The sequence below is a fragment of the Streptomyces sp. NPDC029151 genome, from assembly GCF_055564315.1.
The window spans coordinates 662,669-678,668 of the sequence record NZ_JBVHWQ010000001.1; the positions used below are offsets into that span (position 1 = coordinate 662,669).

At 73.9% G+C, this 16,000-nt stretch carries 1 protein-coding gene; it reads right to left on the bottom strand.

What is annotated here, in order from left to right; translation table 11 throughout:
* Window positions 1-93 precede the first annotated feature (93 nt).
* Complete coding sequence (locus ACZ4VF_RS02560; RefSeq protein ID WP_467922670.1) at window positions 94-15,993, bottom strand: SDR family NAD(P)-dependent oxidoreductase; 15,900 nt, start codon at window positions 15,991-15,993, stop codon at window positions 94-96.
* Between the last annotated feature and the right edge of the window lie 7 nt (window positions 15,994-16,000).

Genomic DNA, 16,000 nt, shown 5'->3' on the forward strand with positions numbered 1-16,000 from the left:
TCCTAGTGGGGCTAAGGCGTCAGGTGGACTGCGGGGGCGGGCGTGGACACGGCCGACCGGGTGGCCGGTGGCTGACGGCCGGGTGGCTGGTGGCTAGTGGCCGAACTCGGTGTCGATCAGCTCGAACAGTTCGTCGTCGGAGGCGGAGTCGAAGTCCACGCCGTCCTCGGCGTTCTGCTCGGCGACGTTCGCCGTGGACCAGGTGGTCAGCAGGCCCTGGAGCCGGGTGGCGACCTGGGCGCGGGTGGAGTCGTCGGGCGCGGTGCCGGCCAACAGCGTTTCCAGCTTGCTGAGTTCGGCGAGCAGGGGGTGCGTGGTCGGGGCGGCCTGGTCGCCGGGGGCCAGCCGGTCGTGCAGGTAGCGGGTGAGGGCGAGGGGGGTCGGGTAGTCGAAGACGGCGGTGGCGGGCAGGTTGAGGCCGGTGGCCTCGCGGAGCCGGTTGCGCAGTTCGACGGAGGTGAGGGAGTCGAACCCGGCGTCCTTGAACGCCGTCTCGGCCCTGACCTGGTCCGCCCCGGAGTGCCCGAGGACGGTCGCCACCTGGCCCCGCACCACCGTCAGCAGCAGGTTCTCCTGCTCGGCCGGGGAGAGCGTGGCCAGCTTGCGGGCGAGTCCGCCGGAGTCCCCGGCGCCGGCCCGGGCGGACTTCCGGCCGGTCCGGACGAGTTGCCGGAGCAGGGGGGCGACACCGGCGCCCAGCGCGGCGTCGGCGCGCAGCGCCCTGAGGTCCAGTTTCACGGGCACCACCAGCGTCTCGCCCGCCGGCAGGGCCGCGTCGAGCAGCTCCATGCCCTCGGCGAGCGTGAGCGGTACGACGCCTCCGCGCCGGCCGGTCCGGCTCCGTGCGGCCTCTCCGGCGTCCGTGTCCTGGCCGCCCGTCGGCTCCCACGGTCCCCAGGCCAGCGAGACGGCGGGCAGTCCGGCCGCCCGGCGCCGGTGGGCGATGGCGTCCAGGCAGGCGTTGGCCGCCGCGTAACCGCCGGTGCCCGCGCCCAGGAAGACGGAGGAGGCGGAGGACAGCAGGACGAACGCGGCCAGGCCGGGGGCGAGTTCGCGGGTCAGCTCGTCCAGGTGCTGGACGGCCGTCACCTTCGGGGCGAAGACCCGGTCCATCCGGTCCTGGTCCATCTCGCCGATCATCCCGGCGTCGAAGACGCGTGCCGCGTGGACGACACCGGTCAGCGGACGGGCGTCCGGTACGGCGGCGAGGAGCGCGGCGACCGCGTCACGATCGGTGACGTCGCACGCGACCAGGGACACGGTGGCACCCCGCTCCCCGAGTTCGGCGACGAGCCGGTCCGCGCCCTCGGCCTCCGCGCCCCGCCTGCTCGCCAGCAGCAGATGCCGCACGCCGTGCCGCTCGACCAGGTGCCGGGCGACCGCCGCGCCGAGCATTCCGGTGCCGCCGGTGATCAGGACCGTACCCTCCGGGTCGAGCGCCGGCGCCCCGGAGCCGTCGGCCGGGGACAGCCGGGCCAGCCGCGGCACGTACAGCGCCGAGCCGCGGACGGCCACCTGCGGCTCACCGGTCGCCAGGACCGCGTCGAGGTCCACCTCGTCCGTCTCGGTGTCGACGAGGACGATCCGGTCGGGGTTCTCCGCCTGCGCCGCCCGCACGAGCCCCCAGACGGCCGCCCCACCGGAATCGGTGACCGTCTCCTCACCCGCGGCGGGCACCGCGCCCCGGGTCACCACGACCAGCCGGCCGTCCTCTGCGTCCTCCTCCGCCAGCCAGCCCTGTACGGCCGCCAGCACCCGACCCGCCAGCACCACAGGCGTGTCGTCACCGCCGCTGCGGGCCTCGACCACCGTCACGTCCGGCACCTCACCGGCACCGGACACGGGCGGCAGCTCGCTCCACTCCACCCGGAACAGCGCGTCGTCCGCGCCGGTGCCGGCCGTCGCCGTCAGCTGCTCGGCCGGGACCGGCCGTAGCGTGACGGCCGCCGCCGTGACGACCGTGCCACCGGCCTCGTCGGCCGCCTGGACCGCGAGGGCCCCGGATGCGGACGGCGCCAGGCGCACGCGCAGTGCCGTGGCACCCTCGGCGTGCAGCTCCAGCCGGTTCCACTCCAGCGGCTGCCGGACCCGGGCGTCGTCCGTCGCCGTGACCTCCAGCAGCGCCGGGTGCAGAGCGGCGTCCAGCAGGGCGGGGTGGATGCCGAACCGGGCCGCCGCGTCGCGCTGTCCGTCCGGCAGCGCGACCTCGGCGAACAGTTCGTCACCACGCCGCCACAGTGTCCTCAGCCCCTGGAAGACCGGGCCGTATTCGTACCCGTCGCGGAGCAGTCGCTCCTCCGCGCCGGACAGGTCCTCCGCCTGCGCACCGGGCGGCGGCCAGGCGGTGAAGTCGAAGGCGTCGGCGGTGGTCGGCGTACCGGTGAGGATTCCGGTGGCGTGCCGGGTCCACGCGTCCGCACCGATCTCGCCGACGGCGTCCTCCCGCGCGGAGTGGACGGCCACCGGGCGGCGGCCCTCCGCGTCGGGGGCCTCGACCGTGACCTGCACCCGCACGCCACCCTGCTCGGGCACGACCAGCGGAGCCTCGATCACGAGCTCCTCCACGACACCGCAACCGACCTCGTCACCGGCGCGCACGGCCAGCTCCACCAGCCCGGCGCCGGGCACGACCACCACTCCCCCGACGGCGTGGTCGGCCAGCCAGGAGTGCGTGCGCAGCGACAGCCGCGAGGTGAAGACCAGGCCGTCCGACTGCGGCAACGGCACCACCGCACCGAGGAGCGGGTGGTTCGCCGTGCTCTGGCCGAGAGCCACCGCGTCCGTGGCGGGAGCCGTCCGCAGCCAGTAGTGGCGGTGCTCGAAGGCGTACGTCGGCAGGTCCACCTGCGCTTCGGTCGCACCCTTCGGGAGCACGGCCGCCCAGTCCACCTTGGACCCACGGACGAAGAGATGAGCCACGGCCGACAAAAGCGTCTGCACCTCGTCACGCTCGTCACGCAGGGCGGGCACGCTCACCACGTCCTCACCCGCCGACTCCGCGACGGCACCGCTCAAGGCGCCGCCGGGGCCGAGTTCCAGGAACACCGACCCGCCCGTGGCACCGATGCCTTCCGCGAACCGGACGGGACGACGGACGTGATCCACCCAGTACTCAGGGTCGGACAGCTGGCCCGGCTCCGCGAGCCCGCCCGTCACGTTCGACACCACCGGGATCGCCGGCTCGTTCCACGTCAGACCCGACAAGGCCTGGGCGAAGTCCGACAGCATCGGTTCCATCAGCGCCGAGTGGAAGGCGTGCGACACAGTGAGCCGCTTCACCCGACGGCCCTGCTCTCGCAGCTTCTCCGCCACGGCCGTGACGGCCCCCTCCTCACCGGAGAGCACCACCGAACCGGGCGCGTTGACGGCGGCGAGGTCGACACCCGCACCGAGGTGGTCCTCGACCTCCGCCTCACTCGCGGCCACCGCAACCATCGCACCACCCGACGGAAGGGCCTGCATCAGCCGGCCCCGCGCCGCGACCAGCGCCGCCGCATCCTCCAACGACAGCACCCCCGCCACATGCGCCGCGACGACCTCACCGATCGAGTGCCCGGCCAGCACGTCCGGCCGCACACCCCAGGACTCCACCAGCCGGAACAACGCCGATTCGACCGCGAACAAAGCGGCCTGCGTGAACACCGTCTGGTCCAGCAGACCGTCACCCGCGTCACCGACGCCGAAGACCACGTCCTTGACCGACTGCCTCAGGCCCAGCTGCGTGTCCAAGGCGGCACAGGCATCGTCCAAGGCCTGCGCGAACACGGGATACCGGTCATACAACTCCCGGCCCATACCCACCCGTTGCGACCCCTGCCCCGGGAACACGAACACCGTCTTCCCCCCGGTCCCCGTGCCCGTGACCACGAGCGGTGAGGGTTCGCCGGCCGCCGCCGACTCCAGTCCGGCCACCGCTTCCTCCGGCGACCCGGCGACGACCACGGCCCGCTCGGACAGCACCGCCCTCCGGGACACCAGGGCACCCGCGACGGCGGCCAGCGTGGCGTCGGTTCGCCCGACGAAGGCGGCCAGGCGCTCCGCCTGCCCGGCCAGTGCCCCGGTGCTCCGGGCCGACAGTACGAGCGGCGTCACACCGCCGTCCGGCAGGACCGGTTCCTGCGTGTCGGCCGCCTCCGGTGCCTGTTCCAGGATGAGGTGGGCGTTGGTGCCGCTCAGGCCGAAGGAGGAGACGCCGACCCGGCGGGGGCGTCCGGTGTCGGGCCAGTCATGTGCCTCGGTGAGGAGTTCCACGGCTCCGGACATCCAGTCCACCTGGGACGACGGCGCGTCGACGTGCAGGGTGGGCGGGAGGACGCCGTGCCGCATGGCCTCCACCATCTTGATGACGCCGGCCACACCGGAGGCGGCCTGGGTGTGACCGATGTTCGACTTCAACGAACCGAGCCACAGCGGTCGTTCCGGGTCGCGGTCGTTGCCGTAGGTGGCGAGGAGGGCCTGCGCCTCGATCGGGTCGCCGAGGACCGTGCCGGTGCCGTGGCCCTCCACCGCGTCCACGTCCGCCGGCGTCAACCCGGCCGCCGCCAACGCCTTGCGGATGACCCGTTGCTGCGAGGGCCCGTTGGGGGCGGTGAGGCCGTTGGACGCGCCGTCCTGGTTCACCGCACTGCCCCGCACGACCGCCAGGACCCGGTGGCCCTTGCGCTGCGCCTCCGACAGCCGCTCCAGTACGACCACACCCGCGCCCTCGGCCCAGCCCGTACCGTCGGCCGCGTCGGCGTACGACTTGCAGCGGCCGTCCGAGGCCAGACCCCGCTGCCGGGAGAACTGGACGAAGGCGCCGGGACTGGACATGACGGCCGCGCCGCTGGCCAGGGCCAGGGAGCACTCGCCGCTGCGCAGGGCCTGGGCGGCCAGGTGCATCGCGACCAGGGAGGAGGAGCAGGCGGTGTCCACGGTGACGGCCGGCCCCTCGAAGCCGAAGACGTACGACACCCGTCCCGAGGCCACGCTGCTGCCGGCGCCGGTGGTGACGAACCCCTCCAGCTCGGCGGGGATTTCCCCACCGGAGCCGTAGCCCTGGCCCATCAGACCGGAGAAGACGCCGACGTCCGTGCCCTTCAGGGAGAGCGGGTCGATGCCGGCCCGCTCCAGCGCCTCCCAGGAGGTCTCCAGAAGCAGCCGCTGCTGCGGGTCCATCGCCAGCGCCTCACGCGGGGAGATCCCCCAGAACCCGGCGTCGAACAGGGCCGCCTCGTGCAGGAAGCCGCCCTGGTCGACGTACGAGGTGCCGGCCTTGTCGGGGTCGGAGTCGAACAGGCCTTCCAGGTCCCAGCCTCGGTCGTCGGGGAAGCCGGACATCGCGTCACGGCCCTCGGACACCAGCCGCCACAGCTCTTCCGGGCTGTTGACACCGCCGGGCAGGCGGCACGCCATGCCGACGATCGCGATCGGCTCGTCCGGGTCGGCGAGTGCGGGTGCCGTGACCGGTGCGGGGGCGGCCGCCGTCGTCACGCCCAGCTCGCCGTGCAGGTGACGGGCCAGGGCCAGCGGCGTGGGGTGGTCGAAGACGACCGTGGCGGGCAGCTTGAGGCCGGTGGCCTCGCGGAGCCGGTTGCGCAGTTCCACCGAGGTGAGCGAGTCGAACCCGGAGTCCCGGAACGCCGTGTCCGGCCTGACGCCCTCGGGGCCGGCGTGCGCGAGCACGGTCGCCGCGTGCGTGCGCACCAGGTCCAGCAGCAGCGCCTCCTGCTCCGCTTCGTCCAACCCGGCGAGCTGACGGGCGAGTTCGCCGGTGGCGTCGCTGACGGCGGCCGCCCGTGCGACCTGCCGGCCCGCCTTGACCAGGCCGCGCAGCAGGGACGGTACGCCACGCCCGGCCGCCGCGTCGGCCCGCATGGACCGCAGGTCCAGTTTGATCGGGACGAGCAGGGGGTCGCCTGCGCGCACGGCCGCGTCGAAGAGGTCCATGCCCTCGTCGGAGGCGATGGTCTGGCTGCGGCTCCGGCTCACCCGGGCCTGGTCGGCGGTGCCGAGGTGGGCGGTCATGCCGGTGGCCTGCTCCCACAGACCCCACGCCAGCGACACACCCGGCAACCCGGCCGCCCGACGACGCTGTACCACCGCGTCCAGATACGCGTTCGCCGCCGCGTAGTTGCCCTGCCCCGCCGAACCGAACACACCGGCAGCCGACGAGAACACGATGAACGTGCCGAGGTCAGGGGCGAGTTCACGCGTCAGCTCGTCCAGGTGCGTGACCGCGCCGACCTTGGGCGCGAACACCCCGGCCAGCCGCTCCGACGACAACGCCCCGATCACACCGTCGTCCAGCACACCCGCCGTGTGCACCACACCCGTCCACGGGCGCTCCGCCGCCAGGGAGGTCAGCAGGTCCGCCACCGACGCCCGGTCCGACACGTCGCACGCCACCACGGACACCGACTCCGCACCCGACTCGGACAGCTCCGCCACCAACTCCGGGACACCCTCGGCCGCCGAACCCCGCCGGCTGGCCAGCACCAGATGCCGCACCCCGTACCGCTCCACCAAATGCCGCGCCACCAACGCACCCAGCGCACCGGTACCACCCGTGACCAGCACCGACCCCGCCGCATCGAAAACGACCGGCACCCCCGCCGACACCCCACGAGCCAGCCTCGGCACGAACAGACCACCCCCACGAACCGCCACCTGCGGCTCACCAGCGGCCAGCACAGCAGCGAGCGACGCCTCCACCTCCACGCCCTCACCCACATCGAGCAACACGAACCGCCCGGGATGCTCCGCCTGCGCCACCCGGACCAGACCCCACACCGCCGCAGCAGCCGGATCGGTCACGAACTCCACCCCGCCCGCCGGCACCGCACCCCGCGTGACGATGACCAGCTGGGCCGCGTCCAGACCGGGTGCGGCCAGCCAGGCCTGGACGATCTCCAGCACCCGGCCGGTGAGGGCCAGTGCCGCCGCGTCGTCCGCGGTCTCGGTACGGCCGGCTTCCAGCACCACCACCGGGGGCACGCCCGAGCCGTCGGTCAGCGCGGTCACGTGCGCGGGCTCGGTGATCGGGACCCAGGCGGGCGGCAGGTCGGTGCCCGGTTCCGCGGTCCCGGGCAGCTCCGTCCAGTCGACGCGGTACAGGGACTGCCGGCTGTCGTCGGCCGCCGCGCCGAGCTGGTCGGCGGAGACGGCCCGGGAGACCAGCGAGCGCAGGGTGAGCACGGGCGCGCCGGTCTCGTCCGCCGCGTCCAGGGACAGGGAGTCGGGCGCGGACCGGGTCAAGCGTACGCGCAGCGCCGAGGCGCCGGCCGCGTGCAGGCGCAGCCCGTTCCAGCCGAACGGGAGGTGGACACCGTTCCCGTCGTCGGTGCGGTTCTCGCCGTCGGGGTCGGCGAGTGCCACGTCCAGCATCGCGGGGTGGAGCGCGGCATCGAGCAGTGCCGGGTGGATGCCGAACCGGGCGGCGCCGGCCCGCTGCTCCTCCGGCAGGGCGACCTCGGCGAAGAGGTCGTCGCCGCGCCGCCACAGGGCTCGTACGCCCTGGAAGACCGGCCCGTAGCCGTAGCCTGCCTCGGCCAGCAGCTCGTAACCGCCGGAGAGGTCCACCTTCCGTGCGCCGGTGGGCGGCCACACGGCCAGGTCGGCGACCGGCTGGGCCGGGTCGGCCGCCGCCGACGCGGTCAGGGTGCCGGTGGCGTGCCGGGTCCAGGCGTCGACGCCGATGTCCCCGGCGGCGTCCTCCGGTGCCGAGTACACGGCGACCGTGCGGGTCCCCGTCTCCTCGGGACCGCCCACGGCGACCTGGACGCGTACCCCGCCCTGTTCCGGCAGCACCAGCGGGGCCTCGATGACCAGTTCCTCCAGGATTCCGCCCCCGACCTCGTCACCAGCGCGCACGGCCAGCTCCACCAGCCCGGTACCGGGCACGAGCACCGCGCCGCCCACCGCGTGGTCCGCCAGCCACGGGTGCGTGCGCAGAGACAGCCGGGACGTGCACAGCACGCCTCCCGTCTCCGGCACCTGGACCACGGCGCCGAGCAGGGGGTGGTCGGCACCCGCCTGCCCGAGGGAGGCGGCGTCCGCCGCGGGGGTGGGCTTCAGCCAGTAGTGCCGGTGGTCGAAGGCGTACGTGGGCAGGTCCACCTGCCCGCCGTCGGCACCGGCCGGCAGGACGCCCGTCCAGTCGACGGCCACGCCCCGGACGAACAGCCCGGCCATCGACGTCAACAACCGCCGCAGGCCGCCCTCTTCGCGCCGCAGCGAGCCGGTGACGACGGCGCCGGACTCCCCCGCCGCCTCGTCCACGATCTCGTTCACAGGCTGGACGAGGACCGGGTGCGCACTGGACTCGACGAACACCGTGTGACCCTCGGCGAGGAGCGCCTCGACGGCCGGGCCGAAACGGACCTGGTTGCGGAGGTTGCGGTACCAGTAGCCGCCGTCGAGGACACCCGCCTCGCGGATCCACTCACCGGTCACCGTCGAGAAGAACGGCACCAGCGGCGCCTGGCTGCGGACATCGGAGAACGCCTCGGCCAACGACCCCTGGATCGCCTCGACATGACGGGTGTGGGAGGCGTAGTCCACCGCGACCCGCCGGACCCGGACACCGTCGGCCTCCAGCGCGGCCAGCGCCTCGTCCAACGCCTCGGCGTCCCCGGCGATCACCACGGATGTCGGACTGTTGACCGCCGCGACCTCGACGCGCCCCTCCCAGGCGGCGATACGCGCGGTCGCCTCGGCCTCGGACAGCGCCACCGACGCCATGCCGCCCCGGCCCGCCAGCTCACCCGCGATCACCTGACTGCGGACGGCCACGATCCGCGCGGCGTCCTCCAGCGACAGGGCACCCGCCACACAAGCCGCGGCGATCTCACCCTGAGAGTGACCGACCACCGCGTCCGGCACGACACCCACCGACGCCCACACCGCCGCCAGAGCAACGTTCACGGAGAAACTCGCCGGCTGGACGACGTCCACCCGGTCCAGCAGATCGACGTCGCCGCGCAGCACGGCCGTCAAGTCCCAGTCCACCCAAGGCTCCAACGCCCGGGCGCACTCACCGACCCGCTCCGCGAACACCGGCGAGGACTCCAACAACTCCCGGCCCATCCCCAGCCACTGCGACCCCTGCCCCGGGAACACCAGAACCGTCCGCCCGGAGGTCCCCGCACCACCGCGCACCACCGCAGGATGGCTGTCACCGGCCGCCAGCGCGGCCAGCCCGGCCACCGCCTCCTCCCGCGACCCGGCGACCACCACGGCACGCTCCGACAGCACCGCCCGGCGGGCCGCCAGCGCACCCGCGACCTCCGCCGGCGAGGCGCCCGTGTCTCCGACGAACGCGGCCAGCCGCTCCGCCTGGCCGGACAGCGAGCCCGCCGACGCCGCCGACACCACCAGCGGTACCACTCCGTCATGCGGCTCACGGGGAGCGGCGGGCTCCTCCTCGGGGGCCTGCTCGAAGATGAGGTGGGCGTTGGTGCCGCTGAGGCCGAAGGAGGAGACGCCGACGCGGCGCGGACGGCCGGTCTCCGGCCACTGCCGGGCCTCCGTGAGGAGTTCGACGGCGCCGGCCGACCAGTCGACCTGCGGGGTGGGTTCGGCCACGTGCAGGGTCGGGGGGAGGACGCCGTGTCGTAGGGCCTCCACCATCTTGATGACACCGGCGACACCGGCGGCGGCCTGAGTGTGCCCGATGTTGGACTTCACCGAGCCCAGCCACAGGGGCTGTTCGCGGTCACGGCCGTAGGTGGCGAGGAGTGCCTGGGCCTCGATGGGGTCGCCGAGGGCGGTGCCCGTGCCGTGGGCCTCCACGGCGTCGACCTCGGGCGCGGTGAGCCCGGCCGCGGCGAGGGCCCGGCGGATGACCCGTTGCTGCGAGGGCCCGTTGGGGGCGGTGAGGCCGTTGGAGGCGCCGTCCTGGTTGATCGCGCTGCCGCGCAGCACGGCGAGGACGCGGTGGCCCTTGCGGCGCGCCTCCGAGAGGCGTTCCAGGACGATCACGCCGACGCCCTCGGCCCAGCCGGTGCCGTCCGCGGTCGAGGAGAAGGCCTTGCAGCGGCCGTCGGGGGCGAGGGCCCGCTGCCGGGAGAACTCCACGAAGGTGCCCGGGGTCGCCATGATCGTCGCGCCGCCGGCGAGCGCGAGGGAGCACTCGCCTCCGCGCAGGGCCTGGGCGGCCAGGTGCATGGCGACCAGGGAGGAGGAGCAGGCGGTGTCCACGGTGACGGCGGGGCCCTCGAAGCCGAAGGCGTACGAGACCCGGCCCGAGGCCACGCTCACCGCGGAGCCGGTGGCCGTGAAGCCGCCCAGCTCGGGCGGGATGTCGCCGCCGATGCCGTACCCCTGCGTCATCACGCCGGAGAACACGCCGACGTCGGTGCCCTTCAGCGCGGACGGGTTGACGCCGGCCCGTTCCAGGGCCTCCCAGGAGGTCTCCAGCAGCAGTCGCTGCTGGGGGTCCATCGCCAGCGCCTCGCGCGGGGAGATCCCGAAGAACCCGGCGTCGAACAGGCCAGCCTCGTGGAGGAAGCCGCCCTGGTCGACGTACGACGTGCCGATGGTGTCGGGGTCGGTGTCGAAGATGTCGTCCACGTCCCAGCCGCGGTCGGCGGGGAATCCGGAGATGGCGTCGCGGCCCTCGGACACCAGCCGCCACAGTTCCTCGGGGCTGTTGACACCGCCGGGGAGGCGGCAGGCCATGCCCACGACGGCGATCGGTTCGTCCGGGTCGGCCACGACGACCGTGGGGGCCGCCGCGCCGGTGGCGTCGCCGTTCGGCCCGGCCAGCTCGTCGCGGAGGAAGCGGGCGAGCGCGAGCGGGGTCGGGTAGTCGTAGACGAGGGTGGCCGGGAGGCCGAGCCGGGTGGTCTCGCGGAGCCGGTTGCGCAGTTGGACGGCGGTGAGGGAGTCGAAGCCGGCGTCCTTGAACGCCTTGTCGGCCTTGACCTTCTCGGGGCCGCTGTGACCGAGCACGGTCGCGACGTGGGCGCGGACCAGGTCCAGGAGCAGGGCCTCCTGCTCGGCCGGGGTCAGGCCCGCGAGCCGGCCGGTCAGGCCGCTGCCGCGTCCGGCGGCGATCCGGGCGGCGGCGCGCCGGCTGTGGGGGATCAGCGTGCGCAGCAGGGAGGGTATGGTGCCGCCGGCCGCGGCCTCGGCGCGTACGGCCCTCAGGTCCAGTTTGATCGGGACGAGCAGGGGGTCGCCGGCGCGCAGGGCCGCGTCGAAAAGGTCCAGTCCCTCGCCGGGGGCGAGCGCCCGGAATCCGCCGCGGTTCATGCGGGCCTGGTCGGCGGTGCCGAGGTGGGCGGTCATGCCGGTGGCCTGCTCCCACAGACCCCACGCCAGCGACACACCCGGCAACCCGGCCGCCCGACGACGCTGCACCACCGCGTCCAGATACGCGTTCGCCGCCGCGTAATTACCCTGCCCCGCCGACCCGAACACCCCCGCAGCCGACGAGAACACAACGAAGGCACCCAACTCCGGCGCCACTTCACGCGTCAACTCGTCCAGATGCGCGACTGCACTCACCTTCGGCGCAAACACACCCGCCAACCGCTCCGACGACAACGCCCCGATCACACCGTCGTCCAGCACACCCGCCGTATGCACCACACCCGCCAACGGCCGCTCCGCCACCACCGAAGCCAGCAACCCCGCCACCGACGCCCGGTCCGACACATCACACGCCACCACCGACACCGACTCCGCACCCAACCCCGACAACCCGGCCACCAACTCCGCGACCCCCTCGGCCGCCGAACCCCGCCGGCTGGCCAGCACCAGATGCCGCACCCCGTACCGCTCCACCAAATGCCGCGCCACCAACGCACCCAGCGCACCGGTACCACCCGTGACCAGCACCGACCCCGCCGCATCGAAAACGACCGGCACCCCCACCGACACCCCACGAGCCAGCCTCGGCACGAACAGACCACCCCCACGAACCGCCACCTGCGGCTCACCAGAGGCCAGCACAGCAGCGAGCGACGCCTCCACCTCCACGCCCTCACCCACATCGAGCAACACGAACCGCCCGGGATGCTCCGCCTGCGCCACCCGGACCAGACCCCACACCGCCGCAGCAGCCGGATCGGTCACGAACTCCACCCCGCCCGCCGGCACCGCACCCCGCGTGACGACGACCAGCTGGGCCGCGTCCAGACCGGGTGCGGCCAGCCAGGCCTGGACGACATCCAGCGCCCTGCTGGTCAAGGTGAGCGCCGCCGTGTCGTCGCCTCCGTCCGCCGTGCAGTCGAACACGGCGGCGGCCGGCGGTTCGGCGCCGTCCGTCAGTGCGCTCACCTCGCTCCGGTCGGCCAGCGCGACCCATTCCGGTACGGCCGGGGTCTGCCGGGGCGCGGGCAGCTCGGTCCACTCCACCCGGAAGAGCGCGTCGTCCGCGCCGGGGGCGGAGTCCGCCGTCGCCAGGTGGTCCGCGGGGACCGGCCGCAGGGTCACGGCGTCCGCGGTCAGGACCGGGCCGCCGGTCTCGTCGGCGGCCTCGACCGACACGACGCCGGCCGTGGACCGTACGAGCCGGGCGCGCAGCACCGTGGCGCCCGTGGCGTGCAGGACGACCCTGTTCCACTCCAGCGGCTGCCACACCTGGGCGGCGTCTCCGGCGACGGCCTCCCGGACGGCGGGGTGCAGGACGGCGTCCAGCAGTGCCGGGTGCACGCCGTACCGGTCGGCCTCGGTCTGGTCCTCCTCCGCCAGCGCGGCCTCGGCGAACAGTTCGTCGCCGCGCCGCCACAGGCCGCGCAGGCCCTGGAAGAGGGGGCCGTAGGCGTGGCCGTGGGCGATCAGCTCGGCGTACAGCTCCTCGGTGCCGGCCCGCTGTGCGCCGGGCGGCGGCCAGGTGGTGAAGTCGAAGCCGCCGGTCGCCGGGGCACCGGCCGCCGGCGTGAGGATCCCGGTGGCGTGCCGGGTCCAGGTGGCAGGCCCGTTCGTCTCGCCGGTGTCGTCGGGGGCCGCGTACACCTCCACGCTCCGGGCGCCGGCCCCGTCCGGCCCGCCGACGGTGATCTGGAGGCGTACGGCACCCTGTTCGGGCAGGATCAGCGGTGCCTCGACGACCAGCTCGTCCAGCACTCCGCAGCCGACCTCGTCACCGGCGCGTACGGCCAGCTCGACCAGCCCGGTGCCGGGCACGACCACCACTCCCCCGACGGCGTGGTCGGCCAGCCAGGAGTGCGTGCGCAGGGACAGGCGGGAAGTGAGGACCAGCCCGTCCGACTGCGGCAACGGAACCACCGCGCCCAGCAACGGATGCCCGGCACCGGCCAGTCCCAGGGCCGCCGCGTCGACCACCGACTCCGCCATGTTCAGCCAGTAGTGCTGGTGGTCGAAGGCGTACGTCGGCAGGTCCACGTGCGCTTCGGTCGCGCCCTCGGGGAGCACGGCGGCCCAGTCCACCCGCGTACCGCGGACGAACAGCTCCGCCACGGACAGCAGCAGCGTCTCCTCCTCACCGCGCTCGTCGCGCAGTGCGGGCACGCTCACCGCGTCCTCACCCGCCGACTCCGCGACGGCACCGCTCAGAGCCCCGCCGGGGCCGAGTTCCAGGAACACCGACCCGCCCGTGGCACCGATGCCTTCCGCGAACCGGACGGGACGACGGACGTGATCCACCCAGTACCCCGGGTCGGACAGCTGGCCCGGCCCCGCGAGCCCGCCCGTCACGTTCGACACCACCGGAATGGACGGCTCGTTCCACGTCAGCCCGGACAGGGCCTGGGCGAAGTCCGACAGCATCGGCTCCATCAGCGCCGAGTGGAAAGCGTGCGACACGGTGAGCCGCTTCACCCGACGGCCCTGCTCCCGCAGCTTCTCCGCCACGGCCGTAACGGCCCCCTCCTCACCGGAGAGCACCACCGAACCGGGCGCGTTGACGGCGGCGAGGTCGACACCCTCACCAAGGTGTCCGGCGACCTCCGCCTCACTCGCGGCCACCGCGACCATCGCACCGCCCGGTGCCAGGGCCTGCATCAGCCGGCCCCGCGCCGCGACCAGCGCCGCCGCGTCCTCCAGTGACAGCACCCCCGCCACGTGCGCCGCCACGACCTCGCCGATGGAGTGCCCGGCCAGCACGTCCGGTCGTACACCCCACGACTCCACCAGCCGGAACAACGCCGACTCCACCGCGAACAATCCGGCCTGCGTGAACACCGTCTGGTCCAGCAGACCGTCACCCGCGTCACCGACGCCGAAGACCACGTCCTTGACCGACTGCCTCAGACGCAGCTGTGCGTCCAGGGCGGCACAGGCGTCATCCAAGGCCTGCGCGAACACGGGATACCGGTCATACAACTCCCGGCCCATACCGACCCGTTGTGATCCCTGCCCCGGGAACACGAACACCGTCTTCCCGCTGGCCCCCGTGCCCGTGACCACCGAGGCGGCGGTCTCCCCCTCGGCCAGTGCCCGCAGCCCGGCCACCGCCTCCTCACGCGACCCGGCGACGACCACGGCCCGCTCGGACAGCACTGCCCTCCGGGACACGAGGGCTCCGGCGACGGCCGCCAACGGGGTGTCGCTGTCGTCGTCGACGAAGCCGGCCAGTCGTCGCGCCTGTCCGGCCAGCGCACCGGTGCTCCGCGCGGACACGACCACCGGCACGACACCATCGGCCGGTACCGGTGCCGCCGGCTCGGTGGCGGGCTCCTCCGGTGCCTGCTCCAGGATCAGATGGGCGTTCGTGCCGCTGACGCCGAAGCCGGACACGCCCACCCGGCGGGGCCGGTCGATGTCGGGCCAGGGACTGCTCCGGTGGAGGAGTCGGACGGCGCCGGCGTCCCAGTCGACTCGGGTGCTGGGTTCGTCGGCGTGCAGGGTGGCGGGCAGGATGCCGTGGCGCAGGGCCTGCACCATCTTGATGACGCCGGCGACACCGGCGGCGGCCTGCGTGTGACCGACGTTGGACTTCAACGAGCCGAGCCAGAGGGGCTGTTCGCGGTCCTGGCCGTAGGTGGCGAGGAGGGCCTGCGCCTCGATCGGGTCGCCGAGGACCGTGCCGGTGCCGTGGCCCTCCACCGCGTCCACGTCCGCCGGCGTCAACCCGGCCGCCGCCAACGCCTTGCGGATCACCCGTTGCTGCGAGGGACCGTTGGGGGCGGTCAGGCCGTTGGACGCACCGTCCTGGTTCACCGCGCTGCCCCGCACCACCGCCAGGACCCGGTGGCCCTTGCGCTGCGCCTCCGACAGCCGTTCCAGTACGACCACACCCGCGCCCTCGGCCCAGCCCGTACCGTCGGCCGTGTCGGCGTACGACTTGCAGCGGCCGTCCGAAGCGAGGCCCCGCTGCCGGGAGAAGTCCACGAAGGTGTGCGGGGTGGCCATGACGGTGGCGCCGCCGGCCAGGGCCATCGAGCACTCGCCGCGCCGCAGGGCCTGGGCCGCGAGGTGGATGGCGACGAGGGAGGAGGAGCAGGCGGTGTCCACGGTGACGGCCGGCCCCTCGAAGCCGAAGACGTACGACACCCGTCCCGATGCCACGCTGCCCGCGCCGCCGGTGCCGGCGTAACCCTCCAGTTCCGCGGGGAGGTTGCCGCCGAGGAAGTAGTCGACGCCCATGATGCCGTTGAAGACACCGACGTCCGCGCCCTTCAGCGACAGGGGATCGATACCGGCCTGTTCGAGTGCCTCCCAGGACGTCTCCAGCAGCAGGCGCTGCTGCGGGTCCATCGCCAGCGCCTCACGCGGGGAGATGCCGAAGAACTCGGCGTCGAACAGACCGGCGTCCCGCAGGAATCCGCCCTGGCGGGCGTAGGTGGTGCCCGTCTTGTCCGGGTCGTCGTCGAACAGGGCGTCCAGGTCCCAGCCGCGGTCGGCGGGGAAGTCGGACACGGCGTCCCGGCCCTCGGCGACCAGGCGCCACAGCTCCTCCGGCGTCGTCACGCCGCCGGGCAGCCGGCAGGCCATGCCGACGATCGCGACCGGCTCGTCCGCGCTCCGCCGGACCTGGCGGCGCAGGTCGTGCAGTTCGGTCGTGACGCGCTTGAGGTACTTGAGGAGTTCCTGCTCTGTGGCCATCTTCCAT

What these genes read in the sequence shown, in the direction of transcription:
- ACZ4VF_RS02560 (WP_467922670.1), bottom strand. Translation starts at nt 15,993, where the DNA reads ATGGCCACAGAGCAGGAACTCCTCAAGTACCTCAAGCGCGTCACGACC.